Origin of the sequence: Paraburkholderia sp. RL17-383-BIF-A (genome assembly GCF_046028015.1) — a bacterium.
Taxonomy (GTDB): Bacteria; Pseudomonadota; Gammaproteobacteria; order Burkholderiales; family Burkholderiaceae; genus Paraburkholderia.
Genome location: NZ_JARESR010000007.1, coordinates 149,817 through 170,025 on the forward strand (window position 1 = coordinate 149,817; position 20,209 = coordinate 170,025).

At 63.6% G+C, this 20,209-nt stretch carries 20 protein-coding genes and 1 pseudogene; 18 read left to right on the forward strand and 3 right to left on the reverse strand.

What is annotated here, in order from left to right:
- The first annotated feature begins 25 nt into the window (after window positions 1-25).
- The 5 genes from P0D71_RS11000 to P0D71_RS11020 all read left to right on the forward strand — a co-directional run bounded on the left by P0D71_RS11000 (window position 26) and on the right by P0D71_RS11020 (window position 4,671).
- Window positions 26-349, forward strand: a complete 324-nt coding sequence (locus P0D71_RS11000) for a rhodanese-like domain-containing protein (RefSeq protein ID WP_091796474.1) — start codon at window positions 26-28, stop codon at window positions 347-349.
- 280 nt (window positions 350-629) lie between these two features.
- Entirely contained in the window at window positions 630-1,097 is a 468-nt protein-coding gene (locus tag P0D71_RS11005; protein WP_408479965.1) for a DUF2844 domain-containing protein, read from the forward strand.
- Between the two features lie 15 nt (window positions 1,098-1,112).
- Complete coding sequence (locus P0D71_RS11010) at window positions 1,113-2,465, forward strand: DUF3443 domain-containing protein (RefSeq protein ID WP_408479966.1); 1,353 nt, start codon at window positions 1,113-1,115, stop codon at window positions 2,463-2,465.
- Between the two features lie 146 nt (window positions 2,466-2,611).
- Window positions 2,612-3,061, forward strand: a complete 450-nt coding sequence (locus P0D71_RS11015) for a DUF2844 domain-containing protein (protein WP_408479967.1) — start codon at window positions 2,612-2,614, stop codon at window positions 3,059-3,061.
- Window positions 3,062-3,372: 311 nt separating this feature from the next.
- Window positions 3,373-4,671, forward strand: coding sequence for a DUF3443 domain-containing protein (locus tag P0D71_RS11020; protein WP_408479969.1), 1,299 nt, complete (start codon window positions 3,373-3,375; stop codon window positions 4,669-4,671).
- 82 nt (window positions 4,672-4,753) lie between these two features.
- Here the strand turns inward: P0D71_RS11020 and P0D71_RS11025 are convergent.
- A pseudogene (locus P0D71_RS11025) lies at window positions 4,754-4,862 on the reverse strand (aminotransferase class III-fold pyridoxal phosphate-dependent enzyme); the annotation flags it as partial.
- Window positions 4,863-5,171: 309 nt separating this feature from the next.
- Between P0D71_RS11025 and urtA the strand changes: the two are divergent.
- The 13 genes from urtA to ureG all read left to right on the forward strand — a co-directional run bounded on the left by urtA (window position 5,172) and on the right by ureG (window position 18,013).
- A complete protein-coding gene (gene urtA / locus P0D71_RS11030) occupies window positions 5,172-6,470 on the forward strand; it encodes an urea ABC transporter substrate-binding protein (RefSeq protein WP_091796478.1) in 1,299 nt (432 codons plus the stop codon).
- A gap of 201 nt (window positions 6,471-6,671) precedes the next feature.
- On the forward strand, window positions 6,672-8,333 hold the full coding sequence (gene urtB / locus P0D71_RS11035; RefSeq protein WP_408479970.1) for an urea ABC transporter permease subunit UrtB: 1,662 nt from the start codon (window positions 6,672-6,674) through the stop codon (window positions 8,331-8,333).
- 1 nt (window position 8,334) lies between these two features.
- Window positions 8,335-9,519, forward strand: coding sequence for an urea ABC transporter permease subunit UrtC (urtC, locus tag P0D71_RS11040; protein ID WP_408186491.1), 1,185 nt, complete (start codon window positions 8,335-8,337; stop codon window positions 9,517-9,519).
- Window positions 9,516-10,379 (forward strand): urea ABC transporter ATP-binding protein UrtD, encoded by an 864-nt coding sequence (gene urtD, locus P0D71_RS11045; RefSeq protein WP_091796480.1) that lies wholly within the window; start codon window positions 9,516-9,518, stop codon window positions 10,377-10,379. The genes urtC and urtD overlap by 4 nt, the downstream gene beginning before the upstream one ends.
- A 45-nt stretch (window positions 10,380-10,424) precedes the next feature.
- Complete coding sequence (urtE, locus tag P0D71_RS11050; protein WP_408186490.1) at window positions 10,425-11,117, forward strand: urea ABC transporter ATP-binding subunit UrtE; 693 nt, start codon at window positions 10,425-10,427, stop codon at window positions 11,115-11,117.
- Window positions 11,118-11,233: 116 nt separating this feature from the next.
- Entirely contained in the window at window positions 11,234-12,115 is an 882-nt protein-coding gene (locus P0D71_RS11055) for an urease accessory protein UreD (RefSeq protein ID WP_408479972.1), read from the forward strand.
- Window positions 12,116-12,603: 488 nt separating this feature from the next.
- Entirely contained in the window at window positions 12,604-13,407 is an 804-nt protein-coding gene (locus tag P0D71_RS11060; protein WP_408344712.1) for a transporter substrate-binding domain-containing protein, read from the forward strand.
- Between the two features lie 175 nt (window positions 13,408-13,582).
- Window positions 13,583-13,885: an urease subunit gamma gene (gene ureA / locus P0D71_RS11065; RefSeq protein ID WP_011487082.1), complete on the forward strand. Its 303-nt coding sequence runs from the start codon at window positions 13,583-13,585 to the stop codon at window positions 13,883-13,885.
- Window positions 13,886-13,903: 18 nt separating this feature from the next.
- Window positions 13,904-14,209 carry an urease subunit beta gene (locus P0D71_RS11070; RefSeq protein WP_408479973.1) on the forward strand — a complete coding sequence of 102 codons (306 nt, stop codon included), beginning with the start codon at window positions 13,904-13,906 and terminating at the stop codon, window positions 14,207-14,209.
- Window positions 14,210-14,264: 55 nt separating this feature from the next.
- The gene (gene ureC / locus P0D71_RS11075; RefSeq protein ID WP_091796486.1) at window positions 14,265-15,971 is read left to right on the forward strand and encodes an urease subunit alpha; all 1,707 of its coding nucleotides are present in this window, start codon (window positions 14,265-14,267) and stop codon (window positions 15,969-15,971) included.
- A 2-nt stretch (window positions 15,972-15,973) separates the two neighbouring features.
- On the forward strand, window positions 15,974-16,681 hold the full coding sequence (gene ureE / locus P0D71_RS11080) for an urease accessory protein UreE (protein ID WP_408479974.1): 708 nt from the start codon (window positions 15,974-15,976) through the stop codon (window positions 16,679-16,681).
- Window positions 16,668-17,348 (forward strand): urease accessory protein UreF, encoded by a 681-nt coding sequence (locus tag P0D71_RS11085; protein ID WP_408345340.1) that lies wholly within the window; start codon window positions 16,668-16,670, stop codon window positions 17,346-17,348. The genes ureE and P0D71_RS11085 overlap by 14 nt, the downstream gene beginning before the upstream one ends.
- A gap of 11 nt (window positions 17,349-17,359) precedes the next feature.
- Window positions 17,360-18,013 (forward strand): urease accessory protein UreG, encoded by a 654-nt coding sequence (gene ureG / locus P0D71_RS11090; protein WP_091796489.1) that lies wholly within the window; start codon window positions 17,360-17,362, stop codon window positions 18,011-18,013.
- Window positions 18,014-18,017: 4 nt separating this feature from the next.
- On the opposite strand, the gene P0D71_RS11095 is transcribed toward ureG, so the two are convergent.
- Both P0D71_RS11095 and waaA read right to left on the reverse strand, forming a co-directional pair.
- Window positions 18,018-18,767, reverse strand: a complete 750-nt coding sequence (locus tag P0D71_RS11095) for a Fic family protein (protein ID WP_408186485.1) — start codon at window positions 18,765-18,767, stop codon at window positions 18,018-18,020.
- Between the two features lie 125 nt (window positions 18,768-18,892).
- Complete coding sequence (gene waaA / locus P0D71_RS11100) at window positions 18,893-20,209, reverse strand: lipid IV(A) 3-deoxy-D-manno-octulosonic acid transferase (protein WP_408479975.1); 1,317 nt, start codon at window positions 20,207-20,209, stop codon at window positions 18,893-18,895.

Sequence of the window (20,209 nt, forward strand, 5' to 3'; positions counted from 1 at the left end):
CTGAATTGAACTGGATGTCCTGCTGATGCAAAACCTGACCGCTCCGGCGCTCGCCGAATGGCTCGCCGACACCTCGCGTCCCGCGCCCGTCCTGCTCGACGTGCGCGAGCCGTGGGAAATCCAGACGGCGTCCATCGCCGGCGCCGTGTCGATCCCCATGCGTGAGATTCCCGCGCGCAGCGAAGAACTCGACGACGACGCGCAAATCGTCTGCGTCTGCCACCACGGCGCGCGCAGCGCCCAGGTCGCGATGTTCCTCGAGTCGCGCGGCCATACCAACGTGTTCAATCTGCAAGGCGGAATCGACGCGTGGTCGCGTCAGGTGGATCCGTCCGTTCCGACCTACTGATCGATCAGCCGCAATGAGGTGTTAGTGCGGCCGTGAGGAACGGCTGCTCTAATACTTGCTTGCGGGCTTTCGCGTTACGCGGACGGGCCAACGGCCTTTCTGCGCTTCTTTTGCTTCTCCCGCTTTCCCCGCTTTCCCCGCTTCCAGCTTGCACCCTTTGGCGCAGAGCTAACGTCACGCTTTCATTGCGCTGCTTCGCGCGTTCTCTTAGGAAATTTCATACGGTTTCCTGAACATCTCACAGGCACCATGCTTCGACCTTTTTTGGGGAAGCAATGTGATGAGATTTTTGAAGATCGCGATGCTGGCCGCAACCTTGCTGCCGCTTATCTCGCATGCAACGTTGGGCGGTGCGCCGTCCGCCGGCACATCCTCTGCGCCACTGCTGCGCGCCGTACCGCAGTCCGCCGTCGCGACGCCGGCTCAACCGGCGAACGCAGCGCGCTACTCCCTGCACCAGTCGATCGACGCCAACGGCGTGACCCTTCGCGAATACGTCCTGCCCGGCAACGTCGTGTTCGCGGTCTCGTGGGACGGTCCCATTCGTCCTGATATGGCAGCGCTGCTCGGCAGCTATTTCCCGAACTTCGTCAACACCGCACAAAGCCGCACGCGCGGCACCGGACCATTGGTCGACGGCAACGACGATTTCCGGGTCGAGTCCACTGGCCGCCTGGGACGCTTCAGCGGCATGGCCTGGCTGCCTCGCCTGATGCCCGCCGGCGTCGGTCCGGGCGATCTGCAATAAGGCACGCGTCGAGCTATGGGAAAACAAAACATGAACACATTGAAGAAGACACTCTGGCTCGCAGCAGCCATTGCGGGGGTCGCGCTTTCCGCATGCGGCGGCGGCGGAAACGCCAGCGGCAACCAGAGCGGCAACTCGATCGGCTGGAACGCCACCCCTGACTGGACCCCACCACCGAACGGCTCAGGCGGTTCCGGCAACTCCGGCAATTCGGGTAACGCGACGCCCCCGGCCACCGGCGACAACACGGTGCCGGTTAGCGTCGACGCCTCGACGGGCAACGTGAACCGGCTGTTCGCATCGGTTACGGTCTGCGTGCCGGGCGCCCAGAGCGCGCAGCTCGCGAGCCAGTGCGTGAGCGTCGACAAGATGCTGGTCGATACCGGCTCGACCGGCGTGCGCATTGCAGCCCGCGCACTCCCCACGCTGGCTCCTCAGTTGCTCACGCAAGCGGGCGCGGTCGACGATCCGGTCGGCTCCGCGCCGATAGTCGAATGCATGCCGTTTGCCTCGGGTTTCACGTGGGGTTCGGTCAAACGCGCGGACATTACGATCGGCAGCAAGACGGCGAGCAATATTCCGATCCAGTTGATCTCCGATGGTGCGTTCGCCGTCCCCGACGATTGTGTCGCGCACGGCGGCGGCGACATGGGCGCCGCCCTCGACGCCATGGGCGTGAACGGCATTCTCGGCATCGACAACTTCACGAGCGATTCCGCGGACGCCGTCACCACCGCGATACCCGGCAACTACTATTACTGCCCGTCGCAAAACCGTTGCATCAGCACGCGCGTGCAGGCGAGCCAGGAAGTCATGAACCCGGTTGCGGGATTCGCGAGGGACAACAACGGCACGGTCATCCGCCTGCCCGCCGTGCCGGCTGGCGGCCAGGCCAGCGTTACGGGCCTGTTGGTGTTCGGCGTCGGCACGCAGCCGAACAATGCGTTGCCGGCCAATGCCACCGTCGTTGCAGTGGACAAATACGGCACGTTCACGACCCAGTACCAGGGGCGCGTGTTCAATCGCAGCGCGATCGACAGCGGCACCTTGAGCTACGCTTTCCCCGATAGCGCCATCCCCGTATCCGCAGCCGGCTTATACACGCCGACGGGCACGTTGAACCTGAGCGCCACCATCGACCCCACCAACGGAAAAGGCTCGCCGCTCCAGATGCCATTTTCGGTCGGCAACGCCGCCAGTCTCATGGCGAGCGGTTACGCAGCGTTTAACAACATTGGTCAGTACTTCTCGAATAGCCACAACAATATGTTCTTGTGGGGGCTGCCGTTCTTCTATGGCCGCGACGTCTACACCGTGATTGGAAACGCGAAGGTCGGCAACCAGACTGGGCCGTTCGTCGCGTTCTGACGACTGAGCGCCCAACTGAGACAGGAGGCGTTGCACTGGCGCAGCACCTCCTTACGCCATTTCCGATTTTTCATTCAGACTTTTCCGGCAATCCCAATAACGCCCCGCTGGCACCATGCTCCGACCTGTTTTCGTGGAGCAATGTGATGAATTTTGTGAAGGTCGCACTGGCCGCTGCGGCACTGTTTCCGCTCGCGTCTTATGCGGCGTTGGGCGGTGCGCCCAATGCAGGGGCGACGCCGCAACCGTTGCTCCGCGCGGCGAGCTCTAACGCTGCTTCCGCTTCCATGCCTTATACCGTGCGCCCGTCGCGTGACCCCAATGGTGTGACGGTGCGCGAATACGTGCTGCCGTCGAACGTCGTGTTTGCGGTCACGTGGGACGGCCCGGTGCGGCCGGATATGAGCGCGTTGCTCGGCAGCTATTTCCCCAGCGCGGTTGCCGCCAGTGCAGTGCGGGCTCGCGGCACGGGTCCGTTGATCGAGCGCAATGGCGACTTCCAGATCGAGTCGGCAGGCGCGCCGGGACACGCGTCCGGCAAGGCATTCCTGCCGCGCCTCGTCCCCGCCAATGTTCGCGTGGAAGATCTGCAATGAAGCGGCGGGTCGAGCCACGAATCACAAGAAACATGAAAACACTCAACCAATCCCTTTGTTTCGCCATCCTGACTTCCAGTGTCGTTCTGTCCGCCTGTGGCGGTGGCGGTGGCGGCGACAGCAGTGACCCGAATGCGATGCAGGACAAGGGCAACCCGGCGCCGGTCTCGCCGACGCCGGGCCCTGCTCCGTCGCCTGCACAAAATCCGGCGCCGACGCCAAGTCCCGCGCCTTCGCCGAGCTCCGCTTCGAGCCCAACGCCCACGCAGACTCCAAGCCCGGCACCGACGCCCGCGCCGAAGCCCACTCCGATGCCGCGTCCGACTCCGACTCCGACTCCGACTCCAACACCGACTCCAACACCGACTCCAACACCGACACCGACACCGACACCGACGCCGACACCGACGCCGACGCCGACACCAACTGCGACTCCAACACCAACACCGACACCAACTCCGACACCATCGCCATCGCCAACGCCATCGGCCGACGTCAACACCGTCCCGATCACCGTCGAACGATGGACGGGAAATTACGCCAACCAGCCCTACGTAACCGTCACCATCTGCATCCCTGGTGTGCAGGGCGCGAGCCAATGCGCAACGATCGACCACATGCTGGTCGACACCGGTTCAGCAGGCGTGCGTGTGCTGGCGAGCGCGTTGGGCCCGGCGCTCTCGGGTCGTTTGCCCGCGCAAACCGGCGCCACCGACGATCCCACCAGCGCAGCCCCGATTGCCCAATGCGCGCAGTTTGCGTCAGGTTATGCGTGGGGGCCGATCAGGCGCGCCGACGTAACGATCGGCGCCAAGGCAGCAGGCAACCTGCCGATCCAGGTGATCGGCGACAGCGCGTATGCCACGCCCGCGGATTGCGCATCAGTGGGGCTCGGGAACATCGGCACGGTGACCGATCTCGGCGCCAATGGCGTGGTCGGCATCAGTTCCGCGGTACGCGACTTTCCGCTCGCGGCCCAATATGCCTTGTCGGCCACTTACTACTACTGTCCGTCCACGGGTTCGTGCAAAGGCACACGCGTGCCGCTCGACACGCAGGTCATGAATCCCGTCGCCAACTTCACTTCGGACAACAACGGCACGATCATCCGTCTGCCTGCCCTGCCTGCGGGCGGCCAGCCAAGCGCCACCGGCGAACTGGTGTTCGGCATTGGCACGCAACAGAACAACAGGCTGTCGTCGAATGCCAATATCATTGCGCTCGACGGCAACGGCTTCTTCACGACGGCGTACAAGGGCTCGCTGTTCGGAAGGGGGGTGATGGATAGCGGGTCGAACACGAACACTTTCCAGGATCGCTCGATCCCGTTCGACTCGTGGGGACGTTACACGCCGTCGACCGCACTCAGCCTGTCCGCCATACTCAAACCCAACAGCGGAGCGGCGGCGTCCGCAACCGTACCGTTCCAGGTAGCCAATACGGCGAACCTGATGAACGGCCAATACGCAGCGCATGACGATCTGGCCGTCTATACGTCGCTTTCCAGTTACTTTATCTGGGGCCTGCCGTTCTTCTTCGGCCGCGACGTCTACACCGCTTTGAACGGCGCCCAGGTCGGCGCGCAGACTGGCCCCTTCGTCGCGTTCTGAACTCGGCGATCTAATCGATAAGGCCGGCGCCCCGCAAATCGCCGGCCTTCTTTCATACCGCGGTCTCCGAAACGCCGCGCTACTAGTCCAACTCTCTCAACACCTCGGCCACCGCCCCACAGGATCTCCCCGATCTGCGCCTCCTCGACGATCAACGGCGGCGAGAACGCCAGGATATCGCCCGTATAGCGCGACGGCGCATGCACAAAGGCGCGGCGCAGATGCACCGTCGACGCCCGTTGGCGGATACGCACGCTTCGTTGCGGCGCGGCGCGCACCTGAACGAGGCGCATGGTTCGATCCTGCACCAATTTCGCGCCGCACTCCGCATGAACCGGCCAGCCGGTAGCCGCGATGCAGCATGCCATGCACGACCTTCGAGTCGAATTTACTGCATGGCATGTGGCTTGCAGTACACAAGCGGCAAGTCATGCGGGATAAGCCCTGCTGGCTGAAATCGACGCCCATAAACAGTCACCATCAATGGCAAGGGGATATACATGAAACGTCGCAGTCTGTTGAAGTTCGGCTCCATGTCGGGCGCGCTGGCGCTTGCTGGTCAGGTTCCGTTCGCCCATGCGCAGTCGGGCAGCGGCCCGATCAAGGTAGGTATCCTGCATTCGCTGTCGGGCACGATGGCGATCTCGGAGACTTCCCTCAAAGACACCGCGTTGATGACCATTGCGGACATCAACAAGAACGGCGGCGTGATGGGCCGTCAACTGGAGCCGGTGGTGGTCGACCCGGCATCGAACTGGCCGCTCTTCGCCGAGAAAGCGCGTCAGCTGATCACGCAGGACAAGTGCGCCGTGGTGTTCGGCTGCTGGACCTCGGTGTCGCGCAAATCGGTGCTGCCGGTGTTCGAGGAACTGAACGGCCTGCTGTTCTACCCGGTGCAGTACGAAGGCGAAGAAATGTCGCGCAACGTGTTCTACACGGGCGCAGCGCCGAATCAGCAGGCGATTCCGGCGACCGAATACCTGATGAGCGCGGAAGGCGGCGGCGCCAAGCGCTTCTTCCTGCTGGGCACCGACTATGTGTACCCCCGCACGACCAACAAGATCCTGCGCGCGTTCCTCAAGTCGAAGGGCGTCCAGGAAGCCGACATTCAGGAGGTCTACACGCCGTTCGGCCATAGCGACTACCAGACCATCGTCGCGAACATCAAGACTTTCTCGCAAGGCGGCAAGACCGCGGTGATCTCGACCGTGAACGGCGACTCGAACGTGCCGTTCTATAAGGAACTCGGCAACCAGGGGCTGAAGGCGTCGGACGTGCCGGTGGTCGCCTTCTCGGTCGGCGAGGAAGAGTTGCGCGGTATCGATACGAAGCCGCTGGTCGGCAACCTCGCGGCGTGGAATTACTTCATGTCGCTGCGCAACCCGGCCAACGAAAAGTTCAAGAAGCAATGGGCCGCATGGGTCGCGCAGAACAACCTGCCGGGTGGCACCAAGCGCGTGACCAACGACCCGATGGAAGCGACCTTCGTCGGCATCCATATGTGGAAGCAGGCAGTCGAGAAGGCCAAGAGCACCGAAGTCGACAAGGTGCGCGTGGCGATGGTCGGCCAGACGTTCGCCGCGCCGTCGGGCTTCACGCTCGAAATGGACGGCAATCACCACCTGCACAAGCCGGTGATGATCGGCGAAGTGCGCGCCGACGGCCAGTTCAACGTGGTGTGGCGGACCAAGACCGCGATTCGCGCGCAGCCGTGGAGCCCGTTCATTGCCGGCAATTCGAGCAAGCCGGACGTGGTCAGCTCGATCCCGGCGTTCCTGAAGCGTTCGCGCGTCGCCTGACAGGAAGGCGTGCCGTGACGGCGACGTCGGCCGGCATGGCACGCCGATGCAATCCCGCGACAGGCGCGCCGACCGCGCCTGCGTTCGTGCCGTGATCCGCCGTCCCGACGGCACGACTTTCGCGCGCGGCAATTCGACGGCGCAGCTGCGGCGCTTGCCCACATGCCGCGCCGCTCCGCCGGTTTTTCTTCAAAGGCCACCATGGCGTTCTCATTTCTCAGGTCCACACGAACACTGGCGCAAAAACTGTCGCTGCGGCTCGCGCAGCGCGGCGTGACCGGTGTCGCGCTCGTGCTCCTCGCGGGCGCACCGCTGAGCGCTTTCGCGCTGACGCAAGCCGATGTGGCGCCGCTTGCCGGCGACGACTTCGACGCGAAATCCGCCGCCATCGACAAACTGATCGCCAATCACGACAAAGAGTCGATGGCGGTGCTCAAGGCGCTGTCCGACGACAGCGCGCTCGCCACCGATTCGGGCGCCGTGCTGCTGCAGGACGGCGACACCGCGAAGGACGCGGTCACCGGCAAGACCGTCGCCGCGGGCGATGCCCAGCCGGTCACGCTGAACAATCTGCTGCGCTCGAAAGTGGCCGGCGCGCTGTCGGGCCTGCAACTTGATTCGCCGGACAAGGCGACACGTGAAGCCGCGATCACCGCGCTGCTGCAGAACCCGGATCCGTCGATCAAACCGCTCGTCGACGCAGCTCGCGCAAAGGAAACCGATCCCGCGCTGAAGAAGCGCCTCGATACTTTGTGGGCGATGACCGCGCTGCACGACGCCGACCCCGGCAGGCGCCTCGAAGCCGTGCAACTGGTCGCCGCGCGCCACGACCTCGACATGAACGAGCTGCTGCGGCCGATCGTCGCGAAGAAGCCGGACGGCACCTTCGTGGAAGCCGACGACCGCGTGCGCGCCGCCGCGCAAAGCGGCATCGACGAACTCGACGCGATCCAGCGCCGCAGCCAGATCGCCGGCACGCTGTTCGCGGGCCTCTCGCTTGGCAGCGTGCTGCTGCTCGCCGCGCTGGGCCTTGCCATCACCTATGGGTTGATCGGCGTGATCAACATGGCGCACGGCGAATTCCTGATGATCGGCGCGTACGCGACCTATGTGGTGCAGAACCTCTTTCAGCGCTTCGCGCCCGGCGCGTTCGACTGGTATCCGCTGCTCGCCATTCCGGCCTCGTTCGTCGCCGCGGGGCTGGTGGGCATCGTGCTCGAACGGCTAGTGCTGAAGCATCTGTACGGCCGCCCGCTCGAAACGCTGCTGACCACCTTCGGCGTCAGCCTGATCCTGATTCAGGCGACGCGCATGCTGTTCGGCGCGCAGAACGTGCAGGTGATCAACCCGGCGTGGATGAGCGGCGGCGTCACCGTGCTGCCCAATCTGATCCTGCCGTACAACCGGCTGGCGATCCTCGCGTTCTCGCTGATCGTGGTCGGCATCGCGTGGGCCGTGCTCACCAAGACGCGGCTCGGCCTGTTCGTGCGCGCCGTCACGCAGAACCGGCGTATGGCGGCCTGTGTCGGCGTGAAGACCGCGCGGGTCGATTCGTATGCGTTCGCGTTCGGCGCGGGCATCGCCGGTCTGGGCGGCTGTGCGCTCTCGCAGATCGGCAACGTCGGACCGGACCTCGGCCAGAGCTACATCATCGATTCGTTCATGGCAGTGGTGCTAGGTGGCGTCGGCCAGTTGGCCGGCACGGTGATCGGCGGCTTCGGCCTCGGACTCATCAGCAAGGCGATCGAACCGTTCTGGGGCGCGGTGCTCGCGAAGATCGCCGTGCTCGTGCTGATCGTGTTGTTCATCCAGAAGCGTCCGCAGGGCATGTTCGCCCTCAAGGGCCGTAGCGCGGAGGCATGAGATGACATCTGCAACTTCATCGGCTCACGTCGGCGCAAGCGGCGGCGGCGCGCTCGCCGGACGCGAAGCGCAAGCGGGTTTCGCGCTCGGCCTGCCGCCGCGTCCCGCGCTGCTGTCACGGCGCGCGTGGCTTGCGCTGATCGCGTTGATCATCGTCTTCGGGCTCGGCGTGCCGTTCGCCACGCTGGTGGTGCCGGAGACGAGCGCGCTGCATCTGTCCGCGTACGCAATGACGATCACCGGCAAGTTCATGTGCTACGCGATCGCGGCATTGGCGCTTGATCTCGTGTGGGGCTATTGCGGCATTCTTAGCCTGGGGCACGCGCTGTTCTTCGCGCTCGGCGGCTACGCGATTGGTATGTATCTGATGCGCTCGATCGGCCACGAAGGCAAATACGGCAGCGACCTGCCCGACTTCATGGTGTTTCTCGACTGGCATCAGTTGCCCTGGTACTGGCAAGGCACGCAGCATCTCGGCTACGCGCTGCTGCTGGTGGTGCTGGTGCCGGCGGTGGTCGCGTGGGTGTTCGGCTTCTTCACGTTCCGCTCGCGGGTGAAGGGCGTGTATCTGTCGATCATCACGCAGGCCATGACCTTCGCCGCGATGCTGCTGTTCTATCGCAACGAGACGGGCTTCGGCGGCAATAACGGCTTTACCGACTTCAAGCGCATTGGCGGCTTTCCGATCACGCATCCAGGCACGCGCACCGCGCTGCTGCTGATCACGTTCGCTGTGCTGATCCTCGCGTTCCTCGGCGCGCGCGCCATCGTCACCTCGAAGCTCGGCCGCGTGGTAACCGCGGTGCGCGACGGCGAAACGCGCCTGATGTTCCTCGGCTATAGCCCGCTTGCCTACAAGCTGTTCGTGTGGACCGTGTCCGCCGTGTTGTGCGGCATCGCCGGTGCGCTGTACGTGCCGCAGGTCGGCATCATCAACCCGGGCGAGATGTCGCCGGGCAACTCGATCGAAATGGCGATCTGGGTCGCCGTGGGTGGACGCGGCACGCTGATCGGCCCGATCATCGGCGCCTTCGCCGTGAATGGCGCGAAGAGCTTCTTTACGGCGAACTTCCCTGAATACTGGCTGTTCTTTCTCGGTCTGATTTTCGTGCTGGTCCCGCTGTTCCTGCCGAACGGCATCATGGGGCTGATCGAACTCGTGACGCGCAAAAGGAACCGCTCATGAACGAAAACCCGATGGTTCCTGATCTGGCGTTACCGGAAGATCCCGCTGAAACCTCGTTGAGCGGTGTGGCGAGCATGGGCCGCGCGGTCGTGCCCGGCGAGATCGACGTGTCGCACGGCACGATCCTGTATCTCGAAGACGTGACCGTGAGCTTCGACGGTTTTCGTGCATTGAACGCGTTGACGCTGACGATCGACGCCGGCGAATTGCGCTGCATCATCGGTCCGAACGGCGCCGGCAAAACGACCATGATGGACGTCATCACCGGCAAGACCGAGCCGGATTCCGGCAAGGTGTTTCTCGGCCAGTCGATTGATCTGACGCGCATGAACGAGCCGTCCATCGCGCGTGCGGGCATTGGCCGGAAATTTCAGAAGCCCACGGTGTTCGAACAGCATCCCGTGTGGGAAAACCTCGAACTGGCGATGAAGGCCGACAAGGGTTGGTGGGCGTCGCTACGCGCGCGGCTCGACCGCGAGGCACAGGCGCGCATCGAAGAGACGCTGGCGTTGATCGGCCTCGAGAGCGAGGCGCGGCGTCTTGCCGGCGAACTGTCGCACGGCCAGAAGCAACGGCTCGAAATCGGCATGCTGCTGATGCAGCAACCGGCGCTGCTCCTGCTCGACGAGCCGGCCGCCGGCATGACCGACGACGAAACCATGCAGTTGGCCGAATTGCTCAATCATCTGCGCGGCACCTGTTCGATGATGGTCGTCGAGCACGATATGGAGTTCGTGGCGGCGCTATCAGGCTCGACCGGCAAGGTGACGGTGATGGCCGAAGGGCGTGTGCTCGCCCACGGCACGCTCGACGAAGTGAAGCGCGACGAGACGGTCATCGAGTCTTATCTGGGCCGGTGAAGCGGGTCTCGCAAACGGGACGGTGAAACAAAGGGTCGAACGCACATGCTAGAAGTAGAAAACCTGAACCAGTACTACGGCGGCAGCCACATCCTGCGCGATGTGAAACTCACCGTGCCCGACGGCAAACTCACTGTCCTGCTCGGCCGCAACGGCGTGGGCAAAACCACGCTGCTGCGCTGCCTGATGGGTGTCGTGCAGACGAAAAGCGGCTCGATCGCCTGGCGCGGCGCGCCGATCACCAAACTGCCGACCTACTCGCGCGTGGAAAAAGGCCTCGCTTATGTGCCGCAAGGCCGCGATATCTTTCCGCGGCTGACCGTCGAGGAAAATCTGCTGGTGGGCGCCGCCAGCAAGAAGGCGCCCAAGAAGATCCCGGATCGTATCTACGAACTGTTCCCGGTGTTAAAGGATATGCGCAGCCGGCGCGGCGGCGATCTCTCCGGCGGGCAGCAGCAACAGCTCGCCATTGGCCGCGCGTTGATGAGCGATCCCCAACTGTTGATTCTCGACGAGCCCACCGAGGGCATTCAGCCTTCGATCATTCAGGATATCGGCCGCACGCTGCGTCAACTGGTGGAGGAAATGGGCATGACGGTGCTGCTCGTCGAGCAGTATTACGACTTCGCCAAAGAGATCGCGGATCGGTATTGGGTGATGAGCCGCGGCGAGATCATCGCGGGCGGAGAAGGCGCCAATATGGATGCCGATGGCGTGCGCACGCTGATCGCCGTGTGAGCGGCGTCACGCACCGCGCGTGCTATTCTCGACGCATCCTGTGGCAGCGCGGTTGAGCGCTGTCTGACGTGCGCAGGCACGCTTTGCTGTTCTCCGTCTGGTCGCATTTCATTCGCATGTCGCTTCACGAAAATCACGCTACCCTCGCTACCGCGCAAGCCGGCGCGCATTCGCAATGGCGCGCGCGCCTTGAACTCGGTTTTGTCAGGGATGGTGAGCGGACTACGCTCAAGCATCGGCTGCACGATGGGCCTTTGCGGGTTCAAAGGCCGCTCTATCCGGAAGGATATGGCGTTTGTCATGCGGTGATCGTGCATCCGCCTGGTGGGATCGCGGGCGGTGATGAGCTCGCTATTGATGTTGCGGTTGGCGACGCAGCGCATGCTGTCATTACCACGCCTGGGGCGACCAAGTGGTACAAGTCCAATGGGCGTGAAGCGCGGCAGCGTATCGATGTGCGTGTCGGCGCGCGGGCCAAGCTCGACTGGCTGCCGCAGAACAATATCGTTTTCGATCATGCGAATGCCAGTCTGGATTTTTCGTTGACGCTCGGTGAGGGTGCCACGGCTTTGGGATGGGATGCAACTCAACTCGGACGGCAGGCTGCCGGTGAGCGGTGGTCGCAAGGGAGCTTGCGTTCGCTGTCGCGGATCGTTGGCGCTAACGGCGAGTTGCTTTGGCTCGAGCGGGCCAGCCTCTCGGCGAATGACTCGCTGCGCGATGCGGCTCAGGGGCTCGCCGGATTTCCTGCTTATGGAACGCTTTGGGCGGTCGGCGCGGCTTGCGATGATGCGCTCGCTGAAGCGCTTACCGCTCAGTTGTCGTTTGATGGGTCGATTAGAGGTGCGGCTTCTTGTGTGACCTCAGGGGTGGTGATCGTGCGCGCTGTCTCGCGGTCTATGGAGACGCTGCAGCAGGCTTTGACTCAGTGCTGGCTTCAGTTGCGGCCGGTTGTGCATGGGGTTGGGGCTGTGCCTTTGCGGATTTGGGCGACTTGAATTTGGTGGGGTTTTTTGGTTTTTTGGCCTTTCCTTGATTTCTTAGTGGTCCATTAGCGTTGCCCCTGTGCGGGGCGGCACTCACTTTCTTTGCCGCCGCAAAGAAAGTAAGCAAAGAAAGCGGCTTTGAACCGCCAGCTTATAAGCGGGTCCCTCGCGCAGCCTCGGTAGTGGTGCATCTGGAATCTGGGTTCTCGCACATTCCCCGTCTGTGACACAGCAGTCATTCTTCCGGCGGCGCTGCGCGCGCCGTCGCGGTATTCGTGGATGCTTTCCTGCGGAAAGTGACCGCCCTCCTTTCACCGTCGTAAGACGCGTCGCGCACCAATTTGGCGCGTCGCGCCGCGTCAATTATGTGCGCCCGTTATTCCGTCGGCCGTCAGCCCATGCTGCACCGCCATGGCACATACCTTGCATCAAAATCCCCCACGATGCTGCCGCGCCCTGACGGCAGCCGACCGGCTCGTTGCCACCTCCGCTCACAGAACATGACACGATCGACTCTCCGCCCCGCGCGTCGCGCCTGGCTCGCCGCATTGTTGCTCTCGCCCGTCCTCGCCATCCATGCGCCCGCCGCTCACGCGGACACCCTCGATAACATTGCCAAGGCCGGCGTGCTGAAAGTCGCCGTGCCGGAAGACTATCCGCCGTTTGGTTCGGTCGGCGCGGACATGAAGCCGCAAGGCTACGATATCGACACGGCCGCCCTGCTCGCGAAGTCGATGAACGTGAAGCTCGAACTCGTGCCGGTCAATAGCGCCAACCGTATTCCGTATCTGCAAACAGGCAAGGTCGATCTGGTGATCTCGTCGCTCGGCAAAACGCCGGATCGCGAGAAGGTGATCGATTTTTCGACGGCCTATGCGCCGTACTACCAAGGCGTGTTCGGTCCGGCCGACATCAAGGTCAGCGGCCCCGCCGACCTGACCGGCAAGACAGTCGGCGCAACCCGCGGTGCGCTGGAAGAGATCGGTCTCACGCAAATGGCCCCGAACGCGACCATCAAGCGCTTCGAGGACAACAACGCAACGATCGCCGCGTTCCTCTCGGGCCAGGTGCAGTTGATCGCCGCGGGCAACATCGTCGCGGCCGCGATCCTCGCGAAGAATCCGCCGCGCCGCCCGGAACCGAAGTTCGTCATCAAGAATTCGCCGTGCTTCGTCGGCATGAACAAGAACGAGCCGCGCCTGCAGCAGAAAGTGAACGCGGCCATCGCACAGGCGAAGCAGGATGGCACGCTCAACACGATGTCGAAGAAGTGGTTCAGCGCGCCGCTGCCGGCCGATCTGTAAGCGTGCCGTTAGGCGAAATTGATACCGTGACCGGCTTATCCGGCATTGCACTCGTCATGGACGCATCCCGTGCCTCGCACCTGATCGCGGCCATGACGCGCAGCGCCTATCATTGTCGCAGCCGGTCCCGACCAGGACCGCCGCCACAACCGTTGCAACCCTACGCACACATTCGATGAAGCTGACACCTCGCGAGAAGGACAAGCTGCTGATCTTCACCGCCGCGCTGCTTGCCGAACGGCGCCGCGCACGCGGCCTCAAACTGAACTACCCGGAAGCGATCGCCTTCATCACCGCCGCGCTGATGGAAGCGGCGCGCGACGGCAAGACCGTCGCCGAAGTGATGCACTACGGCACCACGCTGCTCACCCGTGACGACGTCATGGAAGGCGTGCCCGAGATGATCCCCGACATCCAGGTCGAAGCCACATTCCCCGACGGCACCAAGCTCGTCACCGTTCACCACCCGATTCCTTAAACACGCAAGGCAGCCCAGATGATTCCCGGCGAACTCCTCATCGACGACGGCGAACACGAGCTCAACGCGGGCCGCGCGACCGTCACGGTGGTCGTGTCGAATACCGGCGACCGTCCGGTGCAGATCGGCTCGCACTATCATTTCTACGAAGTGAACGACGCACTCGCGTTCGATCGCGAAACTGCGCGCGGCTTCCGGCTGAACATCGCGGCGGGCACCGCCGTGCGCTTCGAGCCCGGTCAGGAGCGCACCGTCGAACTGGTCGAACTGGCGGGCGATCGCGTCGTCTACGGCTTCAACGGCAAGGTGATGGGCAAGCTGTGATGCGCCACGCGCGCTCCTTCGCCTGAACCGCCCTGCACATTTCCGGACCCACACCATGACCTTACGCATTGGCCGCCGCGCATACGCGGAAATGTTCGGCCCCACCACCGGCGACCGCGTACGCCTCGCCGACACCGAGTTGCTGATCGAAGTCGAGCGCGACTTCACCACCTACGGCGAAGAAGTGAAATTCGGCGGCGGCAAAGTGATTCGCGACGGCATGGGCCAGTCGCAACGCGTGCATGCCGACGTGGTCGATACCGTCGTGACGAATGCGGTGATTCTCGATCACTGGGGCATCGTCAAGGCCGACATCGGCATCAAGAACGGCCGCATCGCCGCGATCGGCAAAGCGGGCAATCCCGACATTCAGCCGAACGTGACGATCGCGATCGGCGCGTCCACCGAGGTGATCGCGGGCGAAGGCCTGATCGTGACGGCGGGCGGCATCGATACGCACATTCACTTCATCAGCCCGCAGCAGATCGAAGAAGCGCTTGCGAGCGGCGTGACCACGATGCTCGGCGGCGGCACGGGTCCGGCCACGGGTACGAACGCGACCACCTGCACGCCGGGTCCGTGGCATCTCGAACGCATGCTGCAAGCGGCCGACGGTTATCCGATGAACCTCGGCTTTCTCGGCAAAGGCAACGTGAGCCAGCCGCAACCGGCGCTCGAACAGATCGCCGCGGGCGCGATCGGCCTGAAGCTGCACGAGGACTGGGGCACGACGCCTGCCGCGATCGACAACTGCCTCTCCGTTGCGGACGACACCGACACGCAGGTCGCGATTCACACGGACACGCTGAACGAAGCGGGTTTCGTCGAAGCGACCGTGGCCGCGTTCAAGGGCCGCACGATCCACACCTATCACACGGAAGGCGCGGGCGGCGGCCACGCACCGGACATCATCAAGGTATGCGGCGAAGCGAACGTGCTGCCCTCCTCGACCAATCCGACGCGCCCGTACACCGTCAATACGCTCGAAGAGCATCTCGACATGCTGATGGTGTGCCACCACCTGGATCCGTCGATTGCGGAAGACATCGCCTTTGCGGAGTCGCGCATTCGCCGCGAGACCATCGCGGCCGAAGATATCCTGCACGATCTCGGCGCGCTGTCCATGCTGTCGTCGGATTCGCAGGCCATGGGCCGGGTGGGCGAAGTGATCATTCGCACGTGGCAGACCGCGCACAAGATGAAAGTGCAACGCGGCGCGCTGCCCGAAGACAACGCGCGGCACGACAACTTCCGCGCCAAGCGCTACGTCGCCAAGTACACGATCAACCCGGCGATCACGCACGGCATCGCGCATGAAGTCGGCTCGATCGAGCCGGGTAAATGGGCCGACCTGGTGTTCTGGGAGCCGGCGTTTTTCGGCATCAAGCCGTCGCTGATTCTCAAGGGCGGCATGATCGCGATGGCGCAGATGGGCGACCCGAACGCGTCGATCCCCACACCGCAGCCGGTGCACTATCGCGAGATGTTCGCGACGCGCGGCGGCGCATTGGGCCGCACGTCGCTCACCTTCGTCTCGCAGATGGCCGCGGACGCCGGCGTCGCCGAACGCTATGGTCTGAACAAGCGTATCGTTGCGGTCAAGAACTGCCGCAACATTTCGAAGGCAGACATGATCCACAACGCGTGGCGTCCGGCGATCAGCGTCGATCCGGAAACCTATCAGGTGATCGCCGACGGTCAGTTGCTGACCTGCGAACCGGCCACCGTGCTGCCGATGGCGCAACGCTACTTCCTGTTCTGACCATGCGTACCATCGACAAACTGATTGCGCCGCATCTGAAGCTCGCTCCCGTGCTGGTGAAGCGCGCGCCGACCTTGACGCTGGCGTTCGACGACCGGCGCAAGAGCCGGCTCGCGGCCACGCTCGACAGCGGCGAAGAAGTCGCGCTGGTGTTGCCGCGCGGCACCGTGCTGCGAGACGGCGACGTGCTGATCGCCGACGACGGCGGCCTCGTGCGCGTCGTCGCGGCACCTGAAACGGTCCTCTACGTGCGCGCGAAAGATGCGCTGACTCTGACTCGCGCCGCCTATCACCTCGGCAATCGCCACACGCCGGTGGAAGTCGGCGCGGACTATCTGAAGCTCGAATACGATCCGGTGCTGGCCGATATGCTCAAGCGCATCGGCGCAACAGTCGATCAGGTTTCGATGCCGTTCCAGCCGGAATCCGGCGCGTATGGCGGCGGCCATAAACACGGTCACGACGAGACCTTCGCCGAAGACTACGCGCTCGCGCAGCAGGTGTTCGGCGAGCATCATGGGCATGAGGATTCGCATGAGCATTCGCATGACCATGAGCATGGGCATAGTCACGCGGCGCATGAGCATTCGCATTCGCATGCGCACGATCACGGCCATGACCATGCGCACGATCATGACCACGATCACGGCGATCACGTTCACGACGAATCGTGCGGCCACGGACATCACCATCATCATGCGCATCGCTGAACTGACGGCGCTGCTGCATCTGGCGTCGCCGGCGTTGCCGATCGGCGCATTCAGCTACTCGCAGGGTCTCGAAGCCGCCATCGAAGCGCAGTTGATCACCGATGCGGATTCCGCCCGCGAGTGGATCGCCAGCGGCTTGACCGACGTGCTCGCGCACGGCGAACTGCCGTTCCTCGCGCACCAGATGGAGCGCTGGCGCACGCATGACGCGGAAGGCTTGCGCGTTGCCAACAGCGAATTCCTCGCAAGCCGTGAATCCGCGGAATTGCGCCGCGAAACGGAACAGATGGGCTGGTCGTTGCGCCAGTTGTGCGCGTCGCTCGAATGGGGCGACGCTGACCGGCGCGCGACGCTCGCCTCGATGACACCGCTCGCGCAGCCCACCGCGTTCGCTTTCGCCGCTTACGCGCACGACGCAGCCGTCGACGCCGCCCTCGCCGCCTACGCCTTCAGCTGGGTCGAAAACCAGGCGGCCGCCGCATTGAAAGCCGTGCCGCTGGGACAGCTCGCCGGTCAACGCATCATCGTCGCGCTGCGCGAGCCAATCGACGCCGCCGTGACGCGCGCTCTCGCCACATCGCCCGAGAACATCAACACCTTCGCGCCGCAGCTCGGCATTCTGTCGGCGCGCCACGAGTCGCAGTATTCGCGACTCTTTCGCTCATAACACGATCCATCATGAACGCACCTCATCATTCCGCCCACTCGACCGTTCGCACGAAAAAGCTGCCGCCGCTGCGCGTGGGCGTCGGCGGTCCGGTCGGCTCGGGCAAGACCACGCTGCTCGAAATGCTCTGCAAGGCGATGCGCGAACAGTACGACCTGGTCGCCATCACCAACGACATCTATACGAAAGAGGACCAGCGTCTGCTGACCGTGGCCGGCGCGTTGCCCGCTGAGCGGATCATGGGCGTCGAGACCGGCGGCTGTCCGCATACGGCGATTCGCGAGGACGCCTCGATCAATCTCGAAGCTGTCGACCGTATGCTGACGCGCTTTCCGGATGCGGATATCGTGTTTATCGAATCGGGCGGCGACAACCTCGCGGCGACGTTCAGTCCGGAACTGTCGGACCTGACGATCTATGTGATCGACGTGGCCGGTGGCGAGAAGATTCCGCGCAAAGGCGGCCCTGGCATTACCAAGTCCGATCTGCTCGTGATCAACAAGACGGACCTCGCGCCGATGGTCGGCGCGAATCTCGAAGTAATGGCCTCGGACGCGAAGAAGATGCGCGGCGAGCGGCCCTTCGTGATGACCAATCTGAAGGCGCTCGACGGGTTGGATGAGGTGGTGAAGTTTATCGAGAAGAAGGGGTTGTTGAAGGTGTGAAGCTTCACTCGCCCGGATGGCATTCAAGCAGGAATGCCATCATTTCGGAGCCGTCCTTCGATAGATAAAAACGCACCATCTTTTCGTTGAAGTCGGCCGCGCGTTGCGCGGGGACACTGATCGCGTCGATACCGTTCGCCATCAGCACGCCGTTCATCATGAAGCGTGAGGTGCGTTTGTTGCCGTCGAAGAAGAACTGCTGCAACGCGCCGAAGAGGAAAAAAGCGCAACCGCGCTCGAAGGCGTTGGAGACTTGATCAGTCAGTGCACGCGTGCCCGCGGAAAAAACGCGGTTCAGTTCCGGCGCGCCCGGCAAAGTCGGCAATGGAGTATGGCGTCCTGCCTCGCCCAATGCGACGTCGGGCGTGTATCGCGTTTCCTCCCCCTCCCCGCGGAAGACGCCCCACTCGAGAGCCTCGTTACGCGCGACAAGGCGATGCAAGTCGCAGAACGTGGTCTTGTCGAGTGCAAACCGCCCGTTCTGCACGATCGCGAGCAGGTGCTTTGAACTCTCCGCGAGGTTCAGAACCTGCTCCTGATCAGAAATCTTCCGGCCACCGACAGTAATGCCGTCAAGCAGCGTCTTGACCTCTGGAAACGTAAAAGGATTGCCTTCGAGCACACTCGCATCCCACACGAATTCCGGCAGCATTCGATGAAAACGGAAGCAGACCCGTTTGATCGAATGAGTCGGAATGTCTTGCGGAATCGCGGTGCGGTCCCATTGAAAACCGAGGTCGGTGAAAAGCGTCATTGCAGGCGGTGATAAAGCGTTTGAGTCACAGGGCTGGAAACAGACCGGCCCGACCTTCGGAGAATATATTATTTATCGACGCTCGAAGCGATAAACCCAGCGCCGCGTTTCACGGTCGGCCTTCCTCACTCCACTTCCGGCAACAACGCCATCAACACATCCACGGTTCGCGCGGTCGCGCCGCGATGGCGCGCGGCGAACGCCGAGGCCGCGCCGCCCATGGCCAGCCTTCTGGCCTTATCGCCGAACAACTCACGCAATGCCCGCGCCAGATCGGCCGGGTCCTGCACCTGTACGGCCGCGCCCGCCGCCACGGCATCGGCGGTGGCCTGCGTGAAGTTGAACACGTGCGGCCCAATCAGCACCGGCACGCCGACCGCGCACGCCTCGATCAGATTCTGCCCGCCCAACGGCAACAAACTGCCGCCGATGAACGCCAGATCCGAAGCGGCATAGTAAGCGCCCAATTCGCCCATCGAATCGCCGAGCAGCACGTTGACGCCCGCGGGCAAAGCCGCCACCCCGCCGCTCGCATGTGCCGCCGACGCCACCTTCGCATCCGGCGCCCACGCCGAACGCCGTTCGAGCCGCAGCCCGGCCTTCTCGACCAGCCCCGCGACTTCGTTGAAACGTTGCGGATGACGCGGCACCAGAATCAGTAGCGCCTCTTTCATGCCGAGCGCCGCGAACGCTTGCAGCACCAGTTCCTCTTCACCCTCGCGCGTGCTGGCCGCGACCCACACCGGACGCGCGCCGATCGCCGCACGCCACGCATGCCCGCGCGCCGCCAACTCCGGCGGCGTGGTCATGTCGAATTTCAGATTGCCAAGCACCGCTGCATTGCGCGCGCCGAGCGCGGTCAGCCGCTCGGCATCCGACGGACTTTGCGCCAGCACGCGTGCAAAGCCGCCGAACACGTCTTTGGTCGCATTGCCGAACTTGGCCGCGCGTTTGTACGAACGCGCCGACATTCGCGCGTTGGTCAGCACCAATGGCACGTCCGCGCGACGGCATTCGTCGATCAGCGTGGGCCACACTTCGGTTTCCATCACCAGACCGAGCGACGGCCGCCACGTCCGCAAAAACCGCCGCACCGCGTGTGGCATGTCGTACGGCAGATAGCTGCGCAAAACACGGTCGCCGAAAATCTGCTCGCCGGTGGCGCGCCCGCTCGGCGTCATATGGGTCAACAGAATGCGGGCGTCGGGACGCGCCTTCATCAGCGCGTCGATCAGCGGTTGCGCGGCGCGCGTCTCGCCCACCGACACCGCGTGCACCCAGATCAACGGCGCGTTGTCCTCAGGCAGCCGGCCGCGCGAATAGCCGAAACGCTCGCCGATATGCTCGCGATAGCCACGTTCCTTGCGCGAGCGGATCAACAGACGCAACACCGCCAGCGGCGCGATGATCCACCAGAGTGCTTGATAGATCGCCCTCAGCAT

Bases quoted from the DNA above. Each gene is read 5' to 3' on its own strand.
- P0D71_RS11000 (WP_091796474.1), top strand. From the start codon at position 26: ATGCAAAACCTGACCGCTCCGGCGCTCGCCGAATGGCTCGCCGACACC.
- P0D71_RS11005 (WP_408479965.1), top strand. From the start codon at position 630: ATGAGATTTTTGAAGATCGCGATGCTGGCCGCAACCTTGCTGCCGCTT.
- P0D71_RS11010 (WP_408479966.1), top strand. From the start codon at position 1,113: ATGGGAAAACAAAACATGAACACATTGAAGAAGACACTCTGGCTCGCA.
- P0D71_RS11015 (WP_408479967.1), top strand. From the start codon at position 2,612: ATGAATTTTGTGAAGGTCGCACTGGCCGCTGCGGCACTGTTTCCGCTC.
- P0D71_RS11020 (WP_408479969.1), top strand. From the start codon at position 3,373: ATGCCGCGTCCGACTCCGACTCCGACTCCGACTCCAACACCGACTCCA.
- urtA (WP_091796478.1), top strand. From the start codon at position 5,172: ATGAAACGTCGCAGTCTGTTGAAGTTCGGCTCCATGTCGGGCGCGCTG.
- urtB (WP_408479970.1), top strand. From the start codon at position 6,672: ATGGCGTTCTCATTTCTCAGGTCCACACGAACACTGGCGCAAAAACTG.
- urtC (WP_408186491.1), top strand. From the start codon at position 8,335: ATGACATCTGCAACTTCATCGGCTCACGTCGGCGCAAGCGGCGGCGGC.
- urtD (WP_091796480.1), top strand. From the start codon at position 9,516: ATGAACGAAAACCCGATGGTTCCTGATCTGGCGTTACCGGAAGATCCC.
- urtE (WP_408186490.1), top strand. From the start codon at position 10,425: ATGCTAGAAGTAGAAAACCTGAACCAGTACTACGGCGGCAGCCACATC.
- P0D71_RS11055 (WP_408479972.1), top strand. From the start codon at position 11,234: ATGTCGCTTCACGAAAATCACGCTACCCTCGCTACCGCGCAAGCCGGC.
- P0D71_RS11060 (WP_408344712.1), top strand. From the start codon at position 12,604: ATGACACGATCGACTCTCCGCCCCGCGCGTCGCGCCTGGCTCGCCGCA.
- ureA (WP_011487082.1), top strand. From the start codon at position 13,583: ATGAAGCTGACACCTCGCGAGAAGGACAAGCTGCTGATCTTCACCGCC.
- P0D71_RS11070 (WP_408479973.1), top strand. From the start codon at position 13,904: ATGATTCCCGGCGAACTCCTCATCGACGACGGCGAACACGAGCTCAAC.
- ureC (WP_091796486.1), top strand. From the start codon at position 14,265: ATGACCTTACGCATTGGCCGCCGCGCATACGCGGAAATGTTCGGCCCC.
- ureE (WP_408479974.1), top strand. From the start codon at position 15,974: ATGCGTACCATCGACAAACTGATTGCGCCGCATCTGAAGCTCGCTCCC.
- P0D71_RS11085 (WP_408345340.1), top strand. From the start codon at position 16,668: ATGCGCATCGCTGAACTGACGGCGCTGCTGCATCTGGCGTCGCCGGCG.
- ureG (WP_091796489.1), top strand. From the start codon at position 17,360: ATGAACGCACCTCATCATTCCGCCCACTCGACCGTTCGCACGAAAAAG.
- P0D71_RS11095 (WP_408186485.1), bottom strand. From the start codon at position 18,767: ATGACGCTTTTCACCGACCTCGGTTTTCAATGGGACCGCACCGCGATT.
- waaA (WP_408479975.1), bottom strand. From the start codon at position 20,209: ATGCTGAGGGCGATCTATCAAGCACTCTGGTGGATCATCGCGCCGCTG.